The organism is Pseudomonas sp. WJP1 (assembly GCF_028471945.1).
In the GTDB taxonomy this organism is placed as follows: Bacteria; Pseudomonadota; Gammaproteobacteria; order Pseudomonadales; family Pseudomonadaceae; genus Aquipseudomonas.
Genome location: NZ_CP110128.1, coordinates 417,869 through 440,843 on the forward strand (window position 1 = coordinate 417,869; position 22,975 = coordinate 440,843).

Genomic DNA, 22,975 nt, shown 5'->3' on the forward strand with positions numbered 1-22,975 from the left:
CCATGAACGCTTTACGTCACAGAACTTCCCAGCACGGTTTTACCCTGATCGAGATCATGGTGGTGGTGGTCATCATCGGCATCCTGGGGGCAATCGTGGTGCCGCAGTTCATGAGCCGTCCCGACCAGGCCAAAGTCACCGCTGCCAACGTCGATCTGCAGGCCATCGCCACCGCCTTGGAAATGTATCGCCTCGACAACTTCCACTACCCCTCCACGCAACAGGGTCTGGAGGCCTTGAGCAAGCATCCTTCCGGAGTGCCGGCGGCGCGCAACTGGAACCCTCAGGGTTATCTGAAAAGCTTGCCCGTCGATCCGTGGGGCACGCCCTATCAGTACCTCAATCCCGGTGTTAAATCGGTCGATGGCGGCTACGACTTGTATTCCCTCGGCTCCGATGGCGTAGCGGGTGGCGAAGGGCACGCGGCGGAAATCGGCAATTGGGGCCGTTGAAGCATGCCGCGCCGTTGTCGGGGATTTACCCTGCTGGAAATGATGATTGTGATCGTCTTGATCGGCGTGCTGGTGGGCACGGTGAGTCTTGCCACTGGCGTTAACCCGGTACAGCAAGCTCGGCAGGAGGCGGGCGCCCTAGCTGGCGTCGTCCGCCAACTGCGGGAACAGGCCGTGCTCGAGGGGCGGGAGTACGGCCTGCGGCTGAGCGTCGAAGGGTACCGGGCAATGCGCCTCGATGGGCGTAGCTGGGAACCACTGGCAGCCTTCTACCGATGGCCCGGGAACTTGCGGTTGAGCCTTGAGCAGGAAGGGTATTCCCTGCGGCTGGGCGCTGACGCCGGGCCTCCCCAGATTGTGCTGTACAGCAGCGATGAAACCAGCAGCTTCACACTGACGTTCGCAGGCCAGGACAGGGTTTGGGCGACCGTGACCGGCGATGGCATAGGTGAGGTGATGGTCGATGACTGAGCCGTCGTTCGTACCTCGCATGGGCGGATTCACCTTGCTTGAGGTCATGGTGGCCCTGGCGATTTTCGCGACCCTGGCGACGGCGGTGCTGTCCGCCAGCCAATACGTGGTGAGGCAGGCAGGCGCTGCCGAAGAGCGTCTTCTCGCGGCCTGGGTGGCAGACAACCAGCTGAACGAGTTGCGCCTGCAATCGCTCCCCGTGAGTGCACAGCCACAACGGATGGTGAGCATGGCGGGGCGCGACTGGGTGGTACGTCAATACGTCGGCGTGGCGAGCGATCCGCATGGGGTGCCGGTCGAGGTCGAAGTCGGCCTCGCCGGTCGTGACCAGACCCTGTTCCGCGCCAGTGGCTGGATAGCCAATCGTCATGAATGAGCAAGGCGGATTCACCCTGCTGGAGCTGGTCATTGCCATTGCGATTTTCGCCTTGCTGGGGCTGGCCAGCTGGACGCTGTTCGACGGTGTGGTGCGTGTACAGCAGGGCACGCAGAGCCACGAGCGTGAATTTCGAAACCTGCAACGCGCCGTGGCGGTGATTGAGCGCGACTTGCTGCACATCGCGCAACAGCCTGTCGTGCTTGAGCCGTCGCAGTTGCAGCTGTTGCGCGGCAATTGGCGCAATCCCCTGGACTTGCCGCGCAGTGAGCGACAGTTGCTGACCTATCGACTCGACAACGGCGTGCTATGGCGCGACAGCCGGGCAGAAGGGGCCCGGAGCGTGCAGCAGCAAAAACTGCTCGACGATGTTCGAGACCTGCGCTGGCGTTTGTACGACAGCCAGGTCGGCTGGCGCGGCGATTGGCCGTCCGGGCAGCACCTGAAGGCGCCCCTGGCCTTGGAAATACAACTGTCGGCAGGGCGTTTCGAGGCGATCCGCCGGGTGCTGCTATTACCGGGGGCAATGCCATGAGGGCAGGTCAACGTGGCGTTGCATTGATCAGTGTATTGCTGGTCATGAGCCTGGCGCTGTTAATCGTCGGCGGCATGCTGCGCAGCCATCACACATTGCTGCAAAGCACTGGGCAACAGTTACAGCAGATGCACCTTCGGCAACTCGGTATAGCCGGGGAAAGCTGGGGCCTGGGATTGCTCAAGGCTCAGGAAAAGGACAGCGAGCCGATTGCTGAGCCGCCCAGCGTTTTCACCGTTGAGGACGCACAGATACGCGTCGAAATCGAGGACCTGGCCGGGCGTTTCAACCTCAATGCCCTGTTGATTCAAGGCCAGCTCGATCAAGTCACGCTCAATCGCTGGACGCGTCTGCTTGCGCTGCTCGAACTGCCGTCGCTGCAACTGGAGCAAGTGGGGGCGCTGCGCGAGCTCAGCCAACTGCGACTGCTTCCCGGTGTCGACGCTGAGCTGTTGCGTCGCCTGGCGCCCTGGGTCGCGTTGTTACCGGTAGAGGCGGCGACGAACATCAACACGGCACCGGCGCTGGTATTGCGCACGCTGGACGGTGTCGAGCGCACAACGGCCGAAGCCCTGGTACGCCAGCGCTCCACGACAGGCTGGCCAAGCGTTCAGGCCTTTACCCAGGACCCGCTGTTATCCGGCCTGGGCTTGAGCAGCCATGGCCTGGGCGTTGACAGCCGCTGGTACCGCATCACCGTTCAAGTGACCCAGGGGCAGGCTCATCTGCGGCAGGCCACCGATGTTGAACGCGACCCAAAGACGCGTCAGTTGAAGATTCTGCAACGGCGTGTTCTGCCCTCGAACGCAAGCGAGATACAGCAATGAAAACCTGGCTTTACCTGACCGCCGAAGGCTTGGCCCTGCCCACGCTCGCCTGGCCTTGTTGCCGCTGGACTTCGACCGGCGAACGGCAGCGCCTGCCCTTGGATCAAGCGGCACAGGTACTGGCTGGGCAGGCGGTCGATGTGCTGTTGCCCATGGAACTGTGCAGCTGGTTGCGCAGCGACCCATGGCCCTCCCGGCGCCAGCCCGGTGCCCAGGCCATCGCCTTCGCCGTCGAAGAGCAATTGAGTGAAGCGCTGGAAAAGTTGCACCTGAGCATCGGTGCGCGCGATTCCCGAGGTCGCTATCCGGTGATGGTGATCGACCGCGAACGATTTGCCGCGGTGCTCGCACTGCTGGCCGAAGCGGGTATTGAAGTGCGATCTGTATTTGTCGATGCCGACGCGTTGCCTCGTGGCCAGGCGCTCGGTATCTGGTGGTGTGGCCGCTGGCTGCTCGGTGGCGGCTTGCCTGCTCGCCTGACTTTATCGGATGGCGGTTTGGTAGCGCTCAAGCCAGGTTTGCCCATGGACATCCAGTGGCGCGACGAGCGTCAGGACGCCACTGATATCGATCAGTGGCTGACCTCGGTGCATGGACAGGCAATCAATCTGTTGCACGGTGATTTCGCTGCGCCTCGAAAACGCCTGCCCTGGCGTCTCGGCGGGCTGGTCGTGCTGGCGCTGGTGCTGCTCGACTGGGGCGCCAGTGAAACACGGATCGGTTTTGTCCAAAGCCAGGCCCGTGAGCTCTACAGTCGCAACGAGCAGCAATTCAAGGCGCTTTATCCGGACCAGACCCGCATCGTTGACCTCGCGCTGCAACTCAAGGCGTTACAAAGCCAAAGTGCGGCGCCCCGGGACGGCCATATCGCCGAGCTGGTCAAACTCGTCGAGCAAGTCATCGGCGCCAGCAACGTCGATGTCCAGCGCATTGAATTTCGCGAAAGCGATGGTTGGAAAGTCCGGCTGACCGCCAGTAGTTTTACCGAACTGGAATTATTGCGTGAACGTGGCCGCCAGCAAGGTTTGCCTGTGCGACTCGACAGCGCGAGCAAGGAAGGCGATCGGGTACAGGCGACCCTGACCCTGGAGCAAGGCGCATGAAGTTGAGCGGGTTGATCACATGGCCAACGCTGCTGCAGCGCTGGCAACGTCTGTCGCTGCGCGAGCGACGGTTGTTGCTGATGTTGGGCGCGTTTGTCTTTGGCATGGCGGCATTCAGCCTGGTCTGGCAACCGACGCAGCAGCGTCTTGCGACGGCCGAGCGTCAGTATCAGCAGCAGCTGGCACTGGCGGCGCAATTGCAGATGGCGCGTCCAAGCAGTACGCGCAAGGCTGTCACCCAGCCGCTATCGCTACACGTCAGTGAAAGCGCCACCGAAGCGGGGCTCGAATTGCATCAGGTCAACACCGACGGCGATCAATTGCGCCTGAGCGTCAGCGGTGACGCCAAGGCATTGCTGGCATGGCTGGACCGCCTCGAACGCAATGGCACCGCTCTGCAATCCTTGACCCTGGAAAAGCGCAACGCGGTGCTGGAGGCGCGTGTGGTACTCAGATAGTCGCGCCGGTTCCCGGCAGTGGCGGCAACTTTGCCAGCTTCAAGGCGACCAGCAATGCCACGACCAGCAAGGCGCCGATGAACAAGCCGATTCCGTTCCAGCCGCCCAAGTGCCAGAACACGCCGCCCGCCGTACCGGCAATGCTCCCGCCGGCGTAGTAGCTGAACAGGTACAAGGACGATGCCTGGCCCTTGGCCTTGAGGGCACGGCGACCGATCCAGCTGCTGGCGACCGAGTGGGCACCGAAGAAACCGAACGTGAAGACCAGCATGCCGAGGATGACCAGCGGCAATGGCGTGAACATCGTCAGGGCGAGACCGCTGATCATCAGCGCGATAGTGCTCCATAGCACTTTGCGGCGGCCGATTTTGTCCGCCAGCGAGCCGATTTTCGCCGAGCTGTAGATACCCGACAGGTACACCACGGAAAGCAGCCCTACAAAGACCTGATCCATGTGATAAGGCTCGGCCAGCAAGCGGTAGCCGATGTAGTTGAACAAGGTGACGAACGCCCCCATCAGCACGAAGGCTTCGAGAAACAGCAGCGGCAGGCCGGCGTCGCGAAAGTGCATGGTGAACCCGTCGACCAGGCTGCGCGGGTGCAGCGAGCGGGGGCGGAAGTTGCGCGACTCAGGGAGGATTTTCCAGAACACCGCTGCCGCAATCAGCGCCAGGCCGCCGATCACCAGCATTGCCGTGTGCCAGCTGACGAAGTCGATCAAGACGCCGGTGATAAGCCGCCCGCTCATGCCGCCGATGGCGTTGCCGCCAATGTACAAGCCCATGGCGAGGCCGATGTGCTGTGGGTGAATCTCTTCGCTCAGGTAGGTCATCGCAACCGCCGCCAGGCCGCTCAACGACAATCCAATCAGCGCGCGCATCGCCAGCACGCCATGCCAGCTCGGCATCATCGCGCTGGCCATGGTGCACAGTGCGGCGGCGAACAGCGCCGCCACCATCACCGGTTTACGCCCGACCCTGTCGGAGATCGGGCCGGTGATCAGCAGGCCGATGGCAAGCATGCCCGTGGCTACTGACAGGATCAGGCTGCTCTGTGCCGCGTTGATGGAATATTCGTGGGACAGCAACGGCATCATCGGTTGCACGCAGTAGAGCAGGGCGAACGTCGCGAAGCCGCCGCAGAACAGCGCCAGCACGGTGCGCATGAAGGCTGGCGTGCCTTTTTCGATGTAGATCTCTTTCAGCTCGACAGCCACATCGTCCAGTGCGGCGGGAGGAATTTCATGGGTAAGTGGAGCGACAGCAGTTTTCACGGTGGACCTCGGAGGAGCGCAGCCGGTCAGGCAATGAAAAAAGCATATAGCTGGCTAATGATTCAATCCAATATATTGTTCGACCTGTTTGATAGCTTTAACGACCTAATGGGGTTTTCATGGAATTGCGTCATCTGCGCTACTTCATCGCCGTCGCCGAAGAACTGCATTTCGGCCGCGCCGCACAGGTGCTGGGCATCTCCCAGCCACCGCTGAGCCAGCAGATCCAGGCGCTGGAACAGGAGGTCGGCGCGCGCTTGTTCGAGCGTACCAATCGTCGGGTCGAGCTGAGCGAGGCCGGTCGACTGTTCCTGGAAGAGGCGCGCCTGGTGCTGGCGCAGGTCGACAAGGCGGCGGATGTCGCGCGGCGGGCGCAGTTGGGCGAACTGGGAGAGCTGAAAATCGGTTTCACCTCGTCGGCGCCGTTCAACTCAACGATTCCCCAGGCGATTTTTTCGTTTCGCCAGCGTTTTCCGGCGGTGCATTTGAACCTGCGGGAAATGAGTAGCACCCAGGTCGCCGATGCGCTGGTAGATGAGTCGATCGAGGTCGGGATCATGCGGCCGCTGGGGCTGCCCGACTCGCTAAGCGTGGTCGAACTGATGCGCGAGCCCTTGGTCGCGGTGCTCAGCTCAAAGCATCCGCTGGTGAAGGACAGTGAAGAGGGATTGTTCCTGTCAGCGTTGGCCCTCGAGCCCTTTGTATTCTTCCCGCGCAGCTACGGCAGTGGCCTGTACGCGCAATTACTCAGCTTGGCCCGAGACGCCGGCTTCAGCCCGCACTTCGCCCAGGAGGCCGGCGAGGCGATGACCATTATCGGTTTGGTGGCCGCAGGGCTGGGTGTGTCGGTGCTGCCGGCGTCTTATCAGCGGATGCGCATTGACGGCGTGGTCTATCGACCGCTGCTCGATCCGGCGGCGGTGTCGGCGGTGTGGCTAGTGCAGCGCAAGGACCAGAAGTCGCCGATGGCCAGGGCGTTTGTGGAGTTGTTGACGCGAAAAGTAGAGCCTCTTCTACCCTGATTGTTTTGCAGTTAATTGAGGCTGCCGAACATCGACTCTTTAGAATTCCTGGTTGAGTGGGTGTAGCTCAGGGGCTACACTCGGCGCATGACGGAGATTCTTCGAAGTTCGACATTCTCCGGCTGGCTATTGAAGCTGGCCGATAGCCGCGCCAGGATGCGTATTCAGGTGCGAATTGACCGCATGGCCGATGGAAATTTTGGTGATGTCAAAGCCATCGGAGAAGGGTTGAGTGAAGCACGTATCGACTATGGTCCCGGTTATCGGGTCTATTTCATGCAGCAAGGCAGCCAGTTGGTCATCCTCCTTTGTGGTGGAGACAAAAGCAGCCAAACCCGCGACATCAAACAAGCCAGGCTCATTGCGAAATCCTGGCAGGAGCAAAACCCATGACCGAACAATTCACTCGCTGGGACTCTGCCGAGTACCTCAAGACCGAAGAGGACATGGCAAATTATCTGGACGCTTGCATGGAGGAAGCGGGAGATGATCCAGCATTCATCGCCAAAGCTCTCGGGACCATTGCACGTGCTCGCGGCATGACCCAGGTCGCGCGGGATGCGGGGCTGTCTCGGGAAAGTCTCTACCGCGCATTGTCAGGTGAAGGGAATCCGGAGTTCGGGACCATCCTGAAGGTCGTTAAGGCGTTAGGCTTGAAATTACACGCCAGCACCTGAAATACTGGCAACGTTCCCGAAAGGGGCTTGTGAGACTCTGCGGATCCTGGGCAACCAGTCATCACAGAGCCAGGCAGGTATAGGGCGATGACAAGCCGACCTGTTTGTGAAGGGGCGCCGAAAGGCGCCCTTTGTCGTTGTGCGCCTTACGACCAGCGCTTGAAAATCAGCGACGTATTCACCCCGCCAAACGCAAAGTTGTTGTTCATCACATACTGGTTGCTCATCTGCCGAAACTCGCCACGCAGGTAGTCCAGCTTGCCGCAATGCGGGTCGACTTCGTCGAGGTTGAGGGTATGGGCGTACAGGTCGCTGTTCATCATTTCGATGCTGAACCAGGACTCCAGCGCGCCACAGGCGCCAAGGGTGTGGCCGAGGAAGCTCTTTTGCGAACTGATCGGCATGTGTTGGCCGAACAGGCTGCTGGTGGCCAGGGTTTCGGCGATGTCGCCCTGTTCGGTGGCCGTGCCGTGGCCGTTGACGTAGCCGATGTCGGCAGGGCTCAAGCCCGCGTCTTCCAGGGCCAGCTCCATGGCCCGGCGCATGGTGACTTGTTCCGGGCGGGTGGTGTGCTGGCCGTCGGCATTGCTGCCGAAACCGACGAGTTCGGCGTGAATACGGGCGCCCCGCGCCAGGGCGTGTTCCAGTTCTTCGAGCACCAGCATGCCGCCGCCTTCACCGATCACCAGGCCGTCGCGCCCTTTGTCGTAGGGGCGCGGGGTGGTGTGCGGGGCGTTGTTTTTCAGACTGGTGGCGTAGAGCGCGTCGAACACCATGGCTTCGGTCGGGCACAGTTCCTCGGCGCCGCCAGCGAGCATCAGCGGCAGACGGCCGAACTTGATGGCTTCGTAGGCATAGCCGATGCCCTGGCTGCCGCTGGTGCAGGCGCTGGAGGTGGGGATCAGGCGGCCGGTGAGGCCGAAGAAGATGCTGATGTTGGCCGCCGTGGTGTGCGGCATCATGCGCACGTAGGAATTGGCGTTCAGGCCTTCGGCCACCGAGTTGAGCAGCATGTTGCCGAACGCCTTGATCTCGTCGGTGCTGCCGGTGGACGAGCCGCAGGCAACGCCCATGCGCCCGTCCTTGATCGATTCGTCGCCGAGCAATCCGGCGTCGGCCAGCGCCTGTTCCGCCGCGCCGACGGCCAAGCGTGAGACGCGGCCCATGCTGCGCAGTTGTTTGCGCGTCCAGTGGCCCGGCACCTTGAAGTCATCGATGGGCCCGGCCAGGCGCGTATTGAGTTCGGTGAAGCGGTCCCATTCGTCCATGCGGCGGATGCCGCTGCGGTTGGCCGCGAAATGGCCGGCGATGGTTGCCCAATCGCTGCCCAGCGAGGTGATGCCGGCCATGCCGGTGACGACGACGCGCTTCATCAGCACAGGCCTCCATTGACGGCCAGAACCTGCCGGGTGATGTACGAGGCTTCCGCCGACATCAGGAAATTCACCGCGCCGGCCACCTCTTCAGGGGTGCCCATGCGCTGTGCGGGGATCATCTTCATCATTTCTTCCACCGGCACGTTTTCATCGAGCATGGCTGTGTCGATCAGGCCGGGTGCGACACAGTTGACGGTGATCTTGCGCTTGCCCAGTTCGATCGCCAACGCCTTCGCCGCACCGATCAATCCGGCCTTCGAGGCGCTGTAGTTGACCTGGCCGCGATTACCGATCAAGCCGGACACCGAAGTGATGCAAACAATCCTCCCGGCGGCGCGCCGACGGATCATCGGCATCATCACCGGGTGCAGCACGTTGTAGAAACCGTCGAGGTTGGTGCGCATCACCACATCCCAATCATCCTCGCTCAGCGCCGGAAAAGCACCGTCACGCGTCAGCCCGGCGTTGAGCACCACGCCGTAATAGGCGCCATGGGTTTCGACGTCGGCCTCAAGAATGGCTTTGCAGCCGGCGCGGTCGGACACGTCGAATTGCAGGATGCGCGCCGTGCGACCCAGGGCCTCGATCTCGACTTGCACGGCTTGGGCATCCGCCAGGCCACTGCGGCAATGCAGCACGATGTCATGCCCGGCCTGGGCCAGGCGCAGGGCGATGGCGCGGCCGATGCCACGGCTGGAACCGGTGACCAGTACGAATTCAGTCATGACTGGACTCCTTCGGATTCATGAAGATATTGAGCCGCCTGGGGCGGGCGATACACGTTCAGGCGGGCGCTGGCGTGAATGCCGGGTGCGTTGATGTGGCACTCGAACACGCCCATACCGTTTTCATCTTCCAGCGAGCGGATGCCATGCAGGGTCAGCTCGGTGCCGGCGGGAAAACGGTCGACGTTGCATTCGAACTTGCGAGACCCGAGCAAAAAGCCCAGCTCCACGGCATCGCCACGCTGGCGCGCCTGGCAACCGGCGAAGGCCGCGACGCTCTGGGCCATCAGTTCAATCCCGACCCAGGCCGGCAGGCTGCCGTCGTCGAGGTTGAACAGCCCGTCGGGCTTGACCCTGAGGCGGGTGTGAATCTGTTCCTCATCGAATGCCAGGATCTCGTCGATGAGAATCATGTCGCCAGCATGGGGCAGCAGTTCGGCGAGCGGCCAGTCAATCATGGGGCGTCTCCGATAATCAGGCTGACGTTGTTGCCACCGAAGGCGAAGGAATTGCTCATCAGGTAGCGAGGTCCAGTGGACGCCAGGCGATCGGCGGGAGTCACCCATTTCAGGGCGGGCAGTTCGGGATCGGCTTGGCCGTCCCATACATGTGGCGCCAGGCTGTGTTCGCGGTTGTCGTCACTCAGGCTCAACCAGCAGAACGCGGCTTCCAGCGCGCCGGCCGCGCCAAGGGTATGACCGGTCATGGGCTTGGTCGAAGAACAGGGGACGCCGGCCGGGAACAAGGCCGCCACCGCGTGGCTTTCCATGGCGTCGTTGTGCGGGGTGGCGGTGCCATGCAGGTTCAGGTAGGCGATCTGCCCGGGTTGCAGGCCGGCCCGGCTCAACGCCTTGCGCATTGCCTGTTGGGCGCCGCGGCCGGTGGGTTCCGGCGCGGAAATGTGGTGCGCATCGGAACTGGCGCCACTGCCCAGCAGGGCAATCGGCTGGCTGTCGCCAGGCTGTTTGCTCATCAGGAACAGCACGGCCGCTTCGCCGATATTGATGCCGTTGCGGTTCACCGAAAACGGATTGCAGCGTTGCCCAGACACCGCTTCGAGTGCCGAGAAGCCGTTGAGGGTCAACTTGCACAGGGTGTCGACACCCCCGCACAGCACCACGTCGCACACGCCCAGGTCGAGCAGGCGCTGGGCACTCATCAACGCGCGTGCGCTGGAGGTGCAGGCGGTGGAAATCACGTAGGCCGGGCCGCTCAATTGCAGCCAGTCGGCGAGAAAATTCGCCGGTGCACCGAGTTCCTGTTGCTGGTAGTCGTACTCGTCCGGGAATTGTTGTTCGCGCACGTAACGGGCCAGGCCCTGGCTGGCTTCCTCGATGCCCGAGGTACTGGTGCCCAGCACGATACCGATGCGGTCGCTGCCGAAGGTCTGGATGGCCTGATCGATATCGCCGCGAATTTGCAGCACTGCTTCCATCAACAATTGATTGTTGCGGCTGCGTTGGCAGGTCAGCTCCGCGGGAATCGGCACGAGTGCGCCTTGGACCGCACCCACCGGCAATGACCGCTCGGGCACCCAACCGGCTTCGCTGCGCATGCCGGAGCAATCGCCGGCGAACAGGTTGCGGGCGACTTCGTTTTTGTCGCGGCCCAGGGCGCAGACGACCCCGAGGGCATTGAGGTAAGCCGTCATGGTGCGTCACCGCTCAGGGGCGTGATTTGATATTTCGGGCCTTTGGGCAAATTCAATTCGAAGCTCAATGGTTGTGAGTAACGGACGTCCCAGCGCGCCGGCAGTGAGCGTTGTGCCCCGTGTTGCCACGCCTGCGGATAGTTGCCAGGCAGTTCATCCCTGGGGGTCAGTGCAAACAGCAACGCGGCGAACAGCTCCCGGGCTTCCGGGTTGGGCGGCAACAGGCCATCGGCGTGCCAATGGCCATCGATCAGCTTCTGACGGGCTTGGGGAATACCCAGCAAGTCCATCATCGACCAGCGTATGGCAGGACCTTCACGCTGGATGACCAGCACCCAATCCAGTCGCTGCTGGTCTTGCAGGCGCTGGATGTGCAATTGCAGCGGCAACGCCACGTTCGGGCTCTGTTCGGGCAGAGGCGCCTGGCTGGCGCAGGCGCTCAGCAACAGGATGCAACCGAGCAGCAGGCATCGAATCATCTGGCACACCCTTCAACGGGCTTGCACACCGCGTAGCGCTTGTCAGTCATGTCACATCCCGTGCACAGAGTTCTGACAACATCCGCAGCCGACGTTTCGGTTCTGCGACGAATGGGTTGCGCTCGTCCCAGGCATAACCGGCGAGGATCGAGCTGATCATGCGCCGAATCTCCGCAGTGCCGTCAGGGTAGTAAATCACGTCCTGGAACGTCCCGGCGTACCAGCCCTCGACGTAGCAGCGGAACGTATCGACCCCGCGCTTGAGCGGTTCGGCGAACTCACGCTGCCAGTCAACGGCCTCGCCTTGCAGTTGGCGGTGCAGCACCCCGGCGGCCATGCTCGCCGAGCGCATGGCGATGGTCACGCCGGAGGAAAACACCGGGTCGAGGAATTCCGCCGCATTGCCCAGCAACGCGAAACCCGGCCCGTGCAGGGTTTTCACATTGGCGGAGTAACCGCCGATGGTGCGGGCTGGCGTGTCCCACACCGCATTCTCCAGCACTCCGGCCAGGCTTGGGGTCTCGGCAATGAAGCCGCGCAGGCATTCGTCGAGATTGTCGCTGCGGCCCGCGAAGTGTTCCGCCGCGGCCACCACGCCGACCGAGCAGCGGCCATTGCTGAACGGAATGGTCCAGAACCAGACGTCACGCTGCACAGGATGGGTGGTGATGAGGATCTTGGTGCGATCGAAGTTCGGATGGTCGATATGGTCTTCGACATGGGTGAACACCGCCTGGCGTACCGGAAAATTCGACGGTGCTTCAAGGTCGAGCAAGCGCGGGAGGACGCGGCCGTAGCCGCTGGCGTCGAGCATGAAGTCCGCCTCGATGCGGTACTCGCTGCCGTCCTCGCGTCGTACGCCGAGCAGCGGCCTGGCCCGATCGATATCGACGCTGACGATGGTTTCGCCATAGCGGATTTCCACGCCTTGCAATGCCGCCTGATCAGCCAGCAGTTTGTCGAAGTCTGCGCGCTGGACCTGGAACGTCGTCGGCTTGCCCTGAGTGAACGTGTCGCCAAAATCGAAGGTGCTGTAACGCTCGCCCCAGGCAAACGCGGCTCCGGTTTTCAATTGGAAACCTGCGGCGTTGACGGCGTCGAGCATGCCCGCTTCCTCGACGAAATCCAGGCAGTGGGACAACAGGCTTTCGCCGATGGAAAAGCGCGGAAAATGCTGGCGCTCGATCACCAGTACGTCATGCCCCTTGCGCTTGAGCAGCGCGGCGGCGATGGCCCCTGAGGGACCCGCGCCGATCACCACGATCTGACGACGTTGCGTTTCAACGATTGGCATGGGGGCTCCTTGCCGGGGCGGCAGCTATCAATGGGACCCTATGCATGCCGGCCAGTGCCGGCAGCAGGGTCGCGACCAGGCCCATCAGCATCAGCGCAAAGTACAGCGCCGGGCTGATGAGCTGTTGTTGCAGCAGCAGGTTGAGAAAGACGATCTCGCTCAAGCCGCGAATGTTCAGCAGCACGCTTTCGCGCCAGCGGCTGGCGCCCTGGAACGAGGCGCCGGCCCAGCCCAGGCCGAGCCAGTTGCCGAGCAGCTTGCTGGCAATCGGCAACAGCAGCAGAGCCGCCAGCTGCACCCAGCCGAGGCTGTCCATCGCGCTGTGCACGTTGATCTGCACGATACCGAACGTGAGGATCAGTGGAATGGCGATGTAGGTCTGCAAGCGGCTCATCCAGATCGCCGGCAACGGCAGGACCAGCGGCGCCTTGAGGGCCGCCATGATCAGTACATAACCGATGCCGAAAATCAGGGCATTGAGCTTGTAGTGTTCGGCGATCACCAGCAATGCGAAAAAGCCCAGGCTGTACAGCCACGTTTGCCGCAGGCCCAGCAAACGCAGGAACACGGGCAGGCACGCGCCGGCCAGGGGCAGCAGCAGGCTGCTCAGGTGCAGGCTGCCCTGGGCGAGGGCGAACAGGGTCCAGCAAGCCAGGTCGATGATGATCGCGGTTTGCACCAGGCGCCGGGTGGCGGCGTGCGGGTACGCGATGTGCCGCAGGTACAGGTACAACACCGGGATCGCGGTAATGGCGAACAGCAGGCCGACCGCCAGCGAACTGATCCAGGGTTGTGGCGGCAGCAGCCAGATGGCCGTGGCCAGGCCGCAGGCGAACGGAACGCAGAAACTCGGCAGGGCGATTTTCAGGCTCTGGCGATCCAGTTGCAGGTCGATCACATCGCTGAGGATATAGCCCAGCAGCAGCGCGAAACTCAGGCTGTAGAGGTTCTTCAGCCAGCCGGGTGACACCAGCGCCGCGCCGCTCAGCTGCCATTGCGGTTCGATCCAGAAGTACATCAGCAGGGGCAGGCCGAGGGTCGCCAGCAACAACTGGCTGACGATTGGAATCAGGCCGAAATGCCGACCGAGCCGGGTCGCAAGGGCGAACAGTACCAGGGCCATCGCCCAGAACAGCGCAATCATCATGTCGTCGGTTCCGTGAGGCTGGCGGCATGCACCTGGCGACCGGCCCAGGGCGCGAGCAGGAAGCTGAAGATCAGGCCCAGGCTCACTGACAGGCCGAAGTTGCTCACCGCCGGTGTGCTCGACACCGCCAGCAGGCCGAATGACAGCCAGGTAGTCAGCGCGGCCAGCAAGGTGCCCAGCAGGCTCACCGCGGCGCCGCCGACCTGTTCGCGCATGAGGATGGCGTAGTCGACGCTGATCGCCGTCACCAGCAGCAGGCCGAACAGGCTGAACAGGGTCAACGGTTGCCCCAGCCAGCCGAGACTGGCCAGGCTGCACAAGGCCGCCAGTAACGGCAGGGACACAATACGCAGTGCGCCGCCAGGACCGAACGGCAGGATAAGCACCAGCACGATCAGCACGCAGGAGGCGAGTTTCAGTTCTGCGGCACTGATCTGGGTGGCGGCGAACACGCTGTTCAACTCGCCCAGTCGATCCACCAGTTTCACGCCCGGCAGATCCTCGGCTTGTACCCGTAACAGCGCGGGATTGTTCAAGCCCTGCAAGCTGACCATCGCCGCCACGCCGTCAGCGGTCGGCCCCAGCCACAACAGGCGATAAGGCTCGGCCAGCGGGCCGGCCAGCGCGCTGTCGATGTCTTCGACGGGCAATGCCTGCAACTGGCTCAGCTCCGCTTGCAGCGCCTGTGCCGGTACGCCGACATCGAGCAACGGCTGCCAGAACGGCGGCAATTTGCTCAACGCTTCACGCACCTTGCGCTGTTCGCTGGGCGGGCTGACCAGTTGATTGAGCGACAGGTAGCCTTGAAGTTTCTCCAAACTGACCAACTGATCCAGGCGTTCACTCAGGGCGCTTTGGCGTTCGAGCAGTTGCTGTTGATTGGCCGCTTGCACCAGGAAAAACTGGCTGGTGGGTTGGTAGCCGGTGATTCGCGCAATGGTCTGCGCTTCGTCAGTCAACTGCTGCGGGGCGCCCACCCACTGGCGGATGTCGTTCCGGGTCTGGAGCTGCACCAGGCCGCCTGCACAAAACGCGATCAGCAGCGCCAGCAATACCGGCGTGCTCAAATGCCTGAGCAGCGCTTCGCGGCGCCCCAGTAAAAACTCGCAAAGCCGCAGGGGCCATTGCGCCGGGCGCAGCTCGGCACCCTTGAGCAGTGCGGGCAGCAGGCACACCGCGGACAAATAGGCTCCCAGCAGGCCCGCCGCCGAGAACACGGCAATCTGGGTCAACGCCGGGAATGGCGTCCAGGCCAGGGCCAGGTAGCCGATGGCGCTGGTGATCAGGCTCAGGGTCAGGCCCGGCAAGGTCAGGCGTAGTGCCGGCCAGCTGTGCCAGGGTTTCAGGCTCCAGCTCTTGGACAGGTAATGCAGCGGGTAATCGACGGCGACACCGATCAGGCTCGAACCCAACACCAGCGTCATCACATGCATGTGGCCGAACAGTGCCACGCAGGCCACCGCGCCAAACAACATGCCCACCAGCACCGGGACAAACGCCAGCAAGACGCGCCAGCGGCGGAAGGCCAGCAACAGCAACAACAGGATTCCGACCGTGGCACCGCCACCGACCCAGGTCATCTCGCGGGATGCTTGGCGCTGGCCGTTGGCGGCGTACAACAAACCACTCGCGGCCAGCAGTTGCACATCGGCCCGGGCGGCCTCCTCTCGGCTGTGCTGGAGCAGGTCGGCTACCTGCAGCGGAAGGTTCATGTCGAAAGCATTGCCGGTGGTCCGCGCCCGCAGCAGTACCCAGTGCTTGCCATCCGCCTCGGCGATAAGGGCGCCACTGCCGATGTCCAGTTGCACGGCACCGTGCTGTGGCTGGCTGTTCTGGATGCGCCCGGTCAGGCCCAGCCAGTCGTCCTGGCTCGGCACCAGGCTGAAACCGCTGAACGGGTCAAATAAGGCCTGCACCCGTTGCTGGATAAAGGCATCGGGGTGTTCGATCAACTGCTCGCGATCTTCTGCCGCGAGCATGGCCAGTCGGCCTTGCAGCAGTTGCGTGCGCAGGGCCGGCAGGTCGGCCTGCAGGTTCCATTGGACCTTTTCGAACAGGCCGCTGGCTTGCCACTGATCTCCCAGTTTTTGCGCCATGGCAATGGCTTGCTGGCGATCGGTGTGACCAACCAGCACCAGCATTTCGCGGTTCAGCGGTTCCTGCATGCGTTGCTCGGCGCGCAGTTCCAGCGCATCCGGCGCGGTGCCGGGCACCAGCTCCATCAGGTTGGCCGACAGCGGGGCACCATCGCGCCATTGCCAGCCGGCAAGCGCCAGCACTGCCAGCAGCAGGATCAGGAACAGCCACGGCAGCCTGCGTTCACTCGGCAAAGTCATGTTGCTCCGTGTCGCTCAAGGGTTGCGCGCTGGTGCTGTCCTGCATGCGCAGCAGCGTGCTGTCACCCTGGGTTTCCAGCAACTCGATGCTGTTTACCAGTTCGCCGCCGGTGATGTTGATCTGGTTGAACACCTGCTTGAGCAGCATCGAGCGTGGCGTCAACTTCAATGTCCAGTTCTGTGCATCGCCACTGAGCGACAGCTCGAAATCGCGCTGCAGTCCGCTGCTGTCGCCTTGCAGAACAGCCAGGAACAAGCGGTTCTGTTCAGCCCCGGCGCTCTTGCCCGGCAACATCTGCCAGCCGCTGGCGTCACGCCGGGCAATGCCGGTGGCGGTGATGCGGTAGTCCTGTTGCAACGGCGTCTTGAGCAGCCACAGCAGGCCATGATTTTTCGCCAAGACGAAAGTGCCCTTGCTGGTCAGTGGCTGGGGCAGGGCACGCAGGCGTTTTTCCTGGATGAATTGGCCGTGGATGACATCGGGCCTGGCCAGTTGCTCGCTGAGCTGTTGCAGGTCGAAAGCATTGGCCAGCCCTGGAATGCCCAGCAACACGCAAAACACTGTAGGAGCGAGCATGCTCGCGAAAAGCCTGAGAGCGCCGCGGGGTGTCAGGCGCCCAGCGTCATCGTTAACGACCATCGCGGGCAAGCCCGCTCCCACAGGGGGAAGGGGGCGGCTGAAAATCATGGCAGGGCCCTCTCTACGGCGTCGGTGAACACCTTCGGTGAGGCCAATTGCATTTCGCGATTGCTCATGTCGACGGCGACCTGTACGGAGACACCACGGGTCAGGCGTTCGCCGGTTTCCAGGTCGCTGATCAGGTAATTGATCTTCAACCGGTTCTCCCATTCCACCAGATTGGCGCGCACGTTAAGCGTCTGGCCGAACTGCGCGCCGCGTATGTAGCGCAATTGCAGGTCGATCACCGGCCACGCATAGCCCGACTCGGACATCGCCAAATAGTTGTGGCCGATCTTGTCCAGCAATGCGCAGCGGGCGATTTCCAGGTATTTGACGTAATGGCCGTGCCAGACGACGTTCATCCTGTCGACGTCGAAGAACGGCACGAGGATTTGCGTATCGGTGTAGAGCACTCCCTTGCTACGCATGCAGCCTCCAGTGTTGTGCGGCGATACGTTGCAGGCACAGGCGCAATTCGCCTTCCAGCGCTCGGTCTTCGATGACCGGCGGGAAATCCTGGCCCAACGCTTCATGCATGGCCGCGAGTGCTGGTGGCAGCGGTCGCGCATCCTCGGCCTGAGCGCGCAGCCAGACGCCCTGGTTGGCGGCCAGCAAGGTGGCGGCGGCGACCTGTTCGGTTAGCTCCAGCACGCGGATCGCATCACGGGCGGCGATGGTTCCCATGCTCACCTTGTCCTGGTTATGGCACTCGGTGGAACGCGAGAAAACGCTGGCGGGCATGGTGTTTTTCAGCGCTTCGGCGGTCCAGGCGCTGGCACCGATCTGCACCGCTTTGAAGCCGTGGTTGAGCATGGCGCGGTCCGCCGTGGCGCCGGACAGGTTGCTGGGCAAACCGTGGTTGTAGCGCTCATCCACCAACAGGGCGAGTTGTCGATCCAGCAGGTCGGCGACGTTGGCCACGAGGTTTTTCAAGCTGTCCATGGCGAACGCGATGTGCCCGCCGTAGAAGTGCCCGCCATGCAACACGCGTTCGGCTTCGGCATCGATGATCGGGTTGTCGTTGGCGCTGTTGAGTTCGATTTCAATGAACGAGCGCAGCCAGTTCAGGCTGTCGGCCAGCACACCAAGGACATGGGGAGCGCAACGCAGCGAGTAGCGGTCCTGCAGGCGATGCAGCGGCGCGGTCGGGGCGTCGATGGCCAGATCCTTGCGCAGCCAGGCGGCGACCTGCATCTGCCCCGGGTGCGGCTTGGCAGCGAACAGGCGCTCGTCGAAATGCTCCGGGTTGCCTTGCAGCGCAACCACGTTCAGCGCGGTGATGCGCGTGGCCAGTTGCAGCAGGTAATCGGCGCGGGCGTAGGCCAGGCAGGCGAGCCCGGTCATCACGGCGGTACCGTTCATCAGTGCCAGGGCTTCCTTGGGACGCAGCACCAGCGGCTGCCAGCCGAGTTCGCGGTGAACATCGCCAGCTTGCCGGCGCTCGCCGCGATACATCACTTCACGCTCGCCGGACAGTGTGGCGGCGACGTACGACAGCGGCGTCAGATCACCGCTGGCACCGACCGAACCTTCTTCCGGAATCAGAGGCAGGATGTCGTGTTCAAGGAACGCTTGCAGGCGTTCCAGCAGTTCCACGCGCACCCCGGACACACCCTGGCACAGCGACTGCAGGCGTGCCGCCAGCACCGCGCGGGTGGCCTGGGCGTCAAGCAGCTTGCCCAGGCCGCAGCCGTGGAAAGTGTACAGATGACGCGGCAAGGCCTCGACGTGATGCAGCGGCACCGCGACCACGCAGGAATCGCCGTAGCCGGTGGTCACGCCGTAGATCACGCCTTCCTTGTCGAGCAGGGAGTCGAGGAACTGCGCGCCCTTGGCGATGCGCTGGCTAAACTGTGCGTCGCCCTGCAACTGCGTCGGCGCCTGGCGGTTGGCCAGGGCCAGCACATCGTCGATGCGCAAAGGGCGTTCGCCGAAGATTACAGGCTCAAGCGTTGGCGTCGTCATCGGTCTTCCAGAAAGGGTAAAAGTTGAACCATTGTCGAGGTGCTTCGAGGCAATAGTGACTCAGGCGCTCGGCATAGCGGGTGGCCCACTGATGAATGACCTGTTCACGGTCGCTGCGTTTCCAGGTGATCGCGTCAGCGAAGGGCTCGAGGGTCAGGCGATAATCGCCGTCGGGTTTCTTCAGGCACAGCAGCAGGTTGACCGGGCATTTCAGCAGTCCGGCCAGCAGCCACGGCCCTTGCGGGAATTTTGCCGGGTGACCGAGGAAATCCACGGTCACGCTACGCCCGCCGTGCAGCGGCACACGATCGCCGGCAATCGCCAGCCATTCGCCGCGTTCCAGGCGTTCGTGCAGTTGCAGCATGGTCAGCGGGTCCAGTTCACTGACCTGGATCAGCCGCAGATTGGTCGCACCGGCTTCGCCCAGCAAACGGTTGAATCGCTCGGCGTGCTTGGTGTGCACCAGCACGTTCATGGTGACCTTTTCGCCGATCTCCGCCAGTGCGCGGCAGACCTCGAGGTTGCCCAGGTGGGCGCCCACCAGCATTTGCCCGCGTATACCGCGTAGCTGGTTGCGCAACAGCGCCGGGTCGATGATTTCGATTTGCTCGATGCCCAGCTTGCCGTTCCACACGTCGAGCTTGTCGAGCAGGGAGTCGGCGAAGGCCATGAACTGGCTGAATACCCGCCAATGGCTCGGCCGCAATTCGTCGCGACCGCTCCAGTCGGCGAGCCGTTGCTGGTACTGCCAGGCGCTATGACGGGCGCTGCGGCCGAACAGGAAAAAGTACAACACGATGCCGTACAGCAGTGGGCTCAGCAGTCGACGACCCAGCAATCTGGCGGCGACCGCGGTGAATTTCATCAGCCAGAAGCTGCCACGCTCCTCGCGGTCGGCCCAGTGTTGCTTGTCGGCGTTCATGTGCGCCACCGTCGCCAGAGAATCACCGGCGAGCGCAGCAGCATGCCGAAGAACAGCCGGGTGTGCATGCTCGTAATCAACACGTTGTCGTGGAACATGCGGAAATGCGAAACACCGTCCAGCGGGTAACGGACTCTGGTTTGCAGCCATTGCATCGGCTGTCCGCGCCAGGCCAGGCGGACCAGGATGTCCGAGTCGAAGTCCATGCGCTTGCCGATCTTCGCCGCGTCGATCAACGCCAGGACCGGGGGCAGGGGGTAGAGGCGATAGCCGCACATGGAGTCGCGAATCTGCAGCGACAGGGTGTTGATCCAGACCATCACGTGGGTCAGGTAGCGGGCGTACAAACGACCCTTCGGCACGCTGTCGTCATACAGCGGATAGCCGCAGATCACGGCCTCGGGATGGGCACGCGAGTGTTCGACAAAACGTCGGACATCCTGCAGGTCGTGCTGGCCGTCGGCGTCCACCTGCAAAGCGTGGCTGAAGCCCAGGCGCGAGGCTTCCCGCAGACCGGTCATCACCGCGCCGCCCTTGCCCTGGTTGGCGGCGAGGCGGATCAGATGCACGTTGTCACGCAGCGCCAATTGATCGAGCACCCTGGCACAGGCCGGGCTGCTGGCGTCGTCCACCAGAACGCACGGCAGATGGTTGGCGAGCAGCGCATCGACCACGGTGGTGATCGCGGTCTCGTGGTTGTAGACCGGGACGACGGCGCAGGGGTTATGCATGTGCCGCCTCCAGCAAAATCCGCCCACTGGAACAGGTGGCGGTTTCGTTGCGATAGGCGAAATACAGTTTGCCGCGGGTTGGGTCGAAGCGCAGGTGCAGCTGGACTTCGTCGCCGGGACGCACCAGTTGCTGGAACTTCAGCACTTCCATGCCGGCGAATTTCTCTGGCAGGTTCATCAGTTGCTGGCCCAGGTGCATCGCCCACTCCACCTGCACCACGCCGGGCAACACGGGAGCTGTGGGAAAGTGCCCGCTGAAATAGGCAAGGTCCGGCGGAACAGCCAGCTGCAGGCTCCACTCACCGTTGGTTTCGACTTGTTCCAGTACCTGCGGCGCCTTGGGGCGTGGTGCCAGCAGCAGGGCTTCGACGTCGGCCTGTGGCAGTTTGCCCTGGGCGTTCAACGGCAGTTGTTGCAGCAGGCGCCAGCGCCTTGGCAAAGCCAGGGCTTCACAGTGCAGGCTCAGGTGTTGACGCAGTTGTTCCGTGAGTGTACGTCGACCCTGATTACGCAGCACATGCAAGCCCGCGTCACTCAGGACCAGCAACGCGCCCAGCGAAGCGCGGTTTTCCTGGACGACACCCAGGCGCGCCTCGGCAACCCAGTCGTGGTCCATCAGCGCTTGCTCCAGCATCGGCAGCGAGATCCGTTTCTCCTCCAGCTTGACGATCCGGTCAAGTCGTCCAAGCAGTTCGAACCGGCCGTCAGCCGCGATTCGCGCTGCATCGGCCGTATGCTCGATATGACCGTCAGGCAAGTAGGGCGAGGCGATGAGCAAGGCACCCTCATTGTCCTGGCTCAACTGGACGTCGGCAAAGGGCTGCCACAGTGACTGGCCCTGACGCCAGGCTATGCCGCCCGTTTCCGAGCTGCCGAATATTTCCGTGGGCCATTGCTGCAGGCGTTGGTGCAGGCGCTGCGCGGCCTCGGCGGGCAGCGCGCCACCGGAAGAAAACACCCGACGCACCGAGCTCAGCGCTGGCCAGTCGAGGTTGTCGCCCATGCGCTTGAGCAGGGCCGGGCTGGCAACCCAGGCGAAGACCGGGTGCTCGCGACTGGCGCGCTGCAAGTCTTCCGGGAAGGCCAGTTGTCTGCGAACGAACGGGCGGCCCGCGCACAGTGGCCACAGCACCCGGAACAGCAGGCCATAGATGTGCTGGGTGGCGACGCTGCCAACGATGCAGGCCGGCCCCAGGTCGGCGCCCCACAGCTGTTCCAGGGCCTGGACTTCATTGACCAGTTGGCGCAGGTTTTTTTCGATGCGCTTGGGTTCGCCGCTGGAGCCGGAGGTGCACAGGCTTAGCGAACAGCCGTCAAGGTCGAGTGCAGCGGCGCCAAGGGGCGGATCCTGAAAATCCCCCGGATGCGTATCGTCCGGCTGATCGGTGAGCCATGCATCCACTTCGCCGGACCAGCGCTGGCGAGTTTGCGGTTGCAAGTCGGCGGGCAGCAGCACGCTGACCCCGGCACGCCAGGCGCCCAACAGGGCAATCGCCAGGTCGGCGGCGTCTTCAAGGTGCACGGCAATGTGCTGCACCCCACGGGTTTGCAGGCCAGCGGCCAGGCGCAGGGCCTGCTCACGCAATTGTGCGTGATCGAGCCGGGGTTCAGCCGTCACGGCACGCTCCGGCTCGGCCTTGAGCAGCATATTCTCAAGTTTTATCCAGTTCATGGGCGGCCTCGTACCCGTTGTCGTATTAGCCATTCAATGGCAAACATCAGGCCTATCAATCCGTAGGAGATCAGGCCGGTGTACAGCATCCACCAGCTCAGCGGCGCCCACAGTGTCAGGGCCGCAGCGCAGATCCCGTTGCACAGGAAAAACACGCACCAGGCGATGGTCACCTGGCGGGTATAGCGGATGGCCTTGGCCGGCAAATGCGCTTCGCGCAGGCGGGCCATGCGTTCGACCATCGGCGGACCATACTTCAGGCTCAGTCCGAACAGCCCCAGCATGAACCCGCTGATCAATACCGGGTACCAACGCAGCAGTAGCGGACTGTCGAACAGCGCCAGCAGCAGGCAGAACAGGATGGCCACGCCAGCCATCCACGAACTGCCTGGGCGTCGCTTCCCCGTCAGCGCGCGGGCCAGCCACAGGCTGCCCAGCAGCAGCCCGAACTGCCACGGGGCGAAATGCTCCATGCCGAAATACACCGCAAAAGGGTATAGCAAGCCCGCCAGCAGCAGGCCGAGGCCGATCAGTCGACTCATGCGGTCGGTTGAACCAGACGGTAGACCGCCTCGACCACGTCACTGACAGTACGCACCGACTTGAATTCTTCGGCGGCGATTTTCTTGCCGGTCTGGCGCTTGATGTGATCGATCAGGTCGACCGCGTCGATGCTGTCGATTTCCAGGTCCTGGTACAGGTTGGATTCGAGGCTCACCCGTTCGGGGTCCAGTTCGAACAGCTCGACCAAGGCATCGCGCAAGGTGTTGAAAATGTCGTCACGAGTTTGCATGGTCCGGT

General features: G+C 62.9%; 27 protein-coding genes. 10 read left to right on the forward strand and 17 right to left on the reverse strand.

The window, feature by feature from the left end; genetic code table 11:
* Nucleotides 1–2: 2 nt before the first annotated feature.
* Genes gspG through gspM form a run of 7 tightly spaced genes read left to right on the forward strand, consistent with a single transcriptional unit; the run spans nucleotide 3 to nucleotide 4,222 of the window.
* A complete protein-coding gene (gene gspG / locus OH720_RS01880; RefSeq protein WP_272604341.1) occupies nucleotides 3–452 on the forward strand; it encodes a type II secretion system major pseudopilin GspG in 450 nt (149 codons plus the stop codon).
* A 3-nt stretch (nucleotides 453–455) separates the two neighbouring features.
* Nucleotides 456–923: a type II secretion system minor pseudopilin GspH gene (gspH, locus tag OH720_RS01885; RefSeq protein ID WP_272604342.1), complete on the forward strand. Its 468-nt coding sequence runs from the start codon at nucleotides 456–458 to the stop codon at nucleotides 921–923.
* On the forward strand, nucleotides 916–1,299 hold the full coding sequence (gene gspI / locus OH720_RS01890; protein ID WP_272604343.1) for a type II secretion system minor pseudopilin GspI: 384 nt from the start codon (nucleotides 916–918) through the stop codon (nucleotides 1,297–1,299). The genes gspH and gspI overlap by 8 nt, the downstream gene beginning before the upstream one ends.
* Entirely contained in the window at nucleotides 1,292–1,834 is a 543-nt protein-coding gene (gene gspJ / locus OH720_RS01895) for a type II secretion system minor pseudopilin GspJ (RefSeq protein WP_272604344.1), read from the forward strand. The genes gspI and gspJ overlap by 8 nt, the downstream gene beginning before the upstream one ends.
* On the forward strand, nucleotides 1,831–2,661 hold the full coding sequence (locus tag OH720_RS01900) for a general secretion pathway protein GspK (protein ID WP_272604345.1): 831 nt from the start codon (nucleotides 1,831–1,833) through the stop codon (nucleotides 2,659–2,661). The genes gspJ and OH720_RS01900 overlap by 4 nt, the downstream gene beginning before the upstream one ends.
* Nucleotides 2,658–3,764, forward strand: a complete 1,107-nt coding sequence (gene gspL, locus OH720_RS01905) for a type II secretion system protein GspL (protein WP_272604346.1) — start codon at nucleotides 2,658–2,660, stop codon at nucleotides 3,762–3,764. The genes OH720_RS01900 and gspL overlap by 4 nt, the downstream gene beginning before the upstream one ends.
* Nucleotides 3,761–4,222 carry a type II secretion system protein GspM gene (gene gspM / locus OH720_RS01910; RefSeq protein ID WP_272604347.1) on the forward strand — a complete coding sequence of 154 codons (462 nt, stop codon included), beginning with the start codon at nucleotides 3,761–3,763 and terminating at the stop codon, nucleotides 4,220–4,222. Before gspL ends, gspM begins: the two co-directional genes overlap by 4 nt.
* On the opposite strand, the gene OH720_RS01915 is transcribed toward gspM, so the two are convergent.
* The gene (locus tag OH720_RS01915; protein ID WP_442967304.1) at nucleotides 4,215–5,462 is read right to left on the reverse strand and encodes an MFS transporter; all 1,248 of its coding nucleotides are present in this window, start codon (nucleotides 5,460–5,462) and stop codon (nucleotides 4,215–4,217) included. The two genes, gspM and OH720_RS01915, sit on opposite strands and share 8 nt — an antisense overlap.
* Before the next feature lie 152 nt (nucleotides 5,463–5,614).
* Between OH720_RS01915 and OH720_RS01920 the strand changes: the two genes are divergently transcribed.
* From OH720_RS01920 to OH720_RS01930, 3 genes are all read left to right on the forward strand, one after another.
* Nucleotides 5,615–6,517, forward strand: coding sequence for a LysR family transcriptional regulator (locus OH720_RS01920; RefSeq protein WP_272604349.1), 903 nt, complete (start codon nucleotides 5,615–5,617; stop codon nucleotides 6,515–6,517).
* Between the two features lie 87 nt (nucleotides 6,518–6,604).
* Nucleotides 6,605–6,910, forward strand: a complete 306-nt coding sequence (locus tag OH720_RS01925; protein WP_272604350.1) for a type II toxin-antitoxin system RelE/ParE family toxin — start codon at nucleotides 6,605–6,607, stop codon at nucleotides 6,908–6,910.
* The gene (locus tag OH720_RS01930) at nucleotides 6,907–7,194 is read left to right on the forward strand and encodes an addiction module antidote protein (protein ID WP_007943750.1); all 288 of its coding nucleotides are present in this window, start codon (nucleotides 6,907–6,909) and stop codon (nucleotides 7,192–7,194) included. The genes OH720_RS01925 and OH720_RS01930 overlap by 4 nt, the downstream gene beginning before the upstream one ends.
* Before the next feature lie 146 nt (nucleotides 7,195–7,340).
* Here the strand turns inward: OH720_RS01930 and OH720_RS01935 are convergent, their stop codons facing one another.
* The 16 genes from OH720_RS01935 to OH720_RS02010 are packed head-to-tail and all read right to left on the reverse strand — an operon-like array spanning nucleotide 7,341 to nucleotide 22,967.
* Nucleotides 7,341–8,567: a beta-ketoacyl-ACP synthase gene (locus tag OH720_RS01935; RefSeq protein ID WP_272604351.1), complete on the reverse strand. Its 1,227-nt coding sequence runs from the start codon at nucleotides 8,565–8,567 to the stop codon at nucleotides 7,341–7,343.
* The gene (gene fabG, locus OH720_RS01940) at nucleotides 8,567–9,295 is read right to left on the reverse strand and encodes a 3-oxoacyl-ACP reductase FabG (protein WP_008058155.1); all 729 of its coding nucleotides are present in this window, start codon (nucleotides 9,293–9,295) and stop codon (nucleotides 8,567–8,569) included. Before fabG ends, OH720_RS01935 begins: the two co-directional genes overlap by 1 nt.
* The gene (locus OH720_RS01945) at nucleotides 9,292–9,753 is read right to left on the reverse strand and encodes a hotdog family protein (protein ID WP_272604352.1); all 462 of its coding nucleotides are present in this window, start codon (nucleotides 9,751–9,753) and stop codon (nucleotides 9,292–9,294) included. The genes fabG and OH720_RS01945 overlap by 4 nt, the downstream gene beginning before the upstream one ends.
* Nucleotides 9,750–10,946: a beta-ketoacyl-[acyl-carrier-protein] synthase family protein gene (locus OH720_RS01950; protein WP_272604353.1), complete on the reverse strand. Its 1,197-nt coding sequence runs from the start codon at nucleotides 10,944–10,946 to the stop codon at nucleotides 9,750–9,752. The genes OH720_RS01945 and OH720_RS01950 overlap by 4 nt, the downstream gene beginning before the upstream one ends.
* Nucleotides 10,943–11,425 (reverse strand): hypothetical protein, encoded by a 483-nt coding sequence (locus OH720_RS01955; protein ID WP_272604354.1) that lies wholly within the window; start codon nucleotides 11,423–11,425, stop codon nucleotides 10,943–10,945. The genes OH720_RS01950 and OH720_RS01955 overlap by 4 nt, the downstream gene beginning before the upstream one ends.
* A gap of 46 nt (nucleotides 11,426–11,471) precedes the next feature.
* Entirely contained in the window at nucleotides 11,472–12,719 is a 1,248-nt protein-coding gene (locus OH720_RS01960; RefSeq protein ID WP_272604355.1) for an NAD(P)/FAD-dependent oxidoreductase, read from the reverse strand.
* Nucleotides 12,706–13,866, reverse strand: coding sequence for a sodium:proton antiporter (locus OH720_RS01965; RefSeq protein ID WP_272604356.1), 1,161 nt, complete (start codon nucleotides 13,864–13,866; stop codon nucleotides 12,706–12,708). Before OH720_RS01965 ends, OH720_RS01960 begins: the two co-directional genes overlap by 14 nt.
* A complete protein-coding gene (locus OH720_RS01970; protein ID WP_272604357.1) occupies nucleotides 13,863–16,202 on the reverse strand; it encodes an MMPL family transporter in 2,340 nt (779 codons plus the stop codon). Before OH720_RS01970 ends, OH720_RS01965 begins: the two co-directional genes overlap by 4 nt.
* Nucleotides 16,186–16,890 carry an outer membrane lipoprotein carrier protein LolA gene (locus OH720_RS01975; protein WP_272604358.1) on the reverse strand — a complete coding sequence of 235 codons (705 nt, stop codon included), beginning with the start codon at nucleotides 16,888–16,890 and terminating at the stop codon, nucleotides 16,186–16,188. Before OH720_RS01975 ends, OH720_RS01970 begins: the two co-directional genes overlap by 17 nt.
* Nucleotides 16,887–17,312: an acyl-CoA thioesterase gene (locus OH720_RS01980; RefSeq protein ID WP_272604359.1), complete on the reverse strand. Its 426-nt coding sequence runs from the start codon at nucleotides 17,310–17,312 to the stop codon at nucleotides 16,887–16,889. Before OH720_RS01980 ends, OH720_RS01975 begins: the two co-directional genes overlap by 4 nt.
* Nucleotides 17,305–18,849: an HAL/PAL/TAL family ammonia-lyase gene (locus tag OH720_RS01985; protein WP_272604360.1), complete on the reverse strand. Its 1,545-nt coding sequence runs from the start codon at nucleotides 18,847–18,849 to the stop codon at nucleotides 17,305–17,307. Before OH720_RS01985 ends, OH720_RS01980 begins: the two co-directional genes overlap by 8 nt.
* The gene (locus OH720_RS01990; protein ID WP_272604361.1) at nucleotides 18,830–19,771 is read right to left on the reverse strand and encodes an LpxL/LpxP family acyltransferase; all 942 of its coding nucleotides are present in this window, start codon (nucleotides 19,769–19,771) and stop codon (nucleotides 18,830–18,832) included. Before OH720_RS01990 ends, OH720_RS01985 begins: the two co-directional genes overlap by 20 nt.
* Nucleotides 19,768–20,502 carry a glycosyltransferase family 2 protein gene (locus tag OH720_RS01995; RefSeq protein ID WP_272604362.1) on the reverse strand — a complete coding sequence of 245 codons (735 nt, stop codon included), beginning with the start codon at nucleotides 20,500–20,502 and terminating at the stop codon, nucleotides 19,768–19,770. Before OH720_RS01995 ends, OH720_RS01990 begins: the two co-directional genes overlap by 4 nt.
* The gene (locus tag OH720_RS02000) at nucleotides 20,495–22,174 is read right to left on the reverse strand and encodes an acyl-CoA synthetase family protein (RefSeq protein WP_272604363.1); all 1,680 of its coding nucleotides are present in this window, start codon (nucleotides 22,172–22,174) and stop codon (nucleotides 20,495–20,497) included. Before OH720_RS02000 ends, OH720_RS01995 begins: the two co-directional genes overlap by 8 nt.
* Nucleotides 22,171–22,716 carry a hypothetical protein gene (locus OH720_RS02005; protein ID WP_272604364.1) on the reverse strand — a complete coding sequence of 182 codons (546 nt, stop codon included), beginning with the start codon at nucleotides 22,714–22,716 and terminating at the stop codon, nucleotides 22,171–22,173. Before OH720_RS02005 ends, OH720_RS02000 begins: the two co-directional genes overlap by 4 nt.
* Nucleotides 22,713–22,967, reverse strand: coding sequence for an acyl carrier protein (locus OH720_RS02010; protein WP_008058177.1), 255 nt, complete (start codon nucleotides 22,965–22,967; stop codon nucleotides 22,713–22,715). Before OH720_RS02010 ends, OH720_RS02005 begins: the two co-directional genes overlap by 4 nt.
* Between the last annotated feature and the right edge of the window lie 8 nt (nucleotides 22,968–22,975).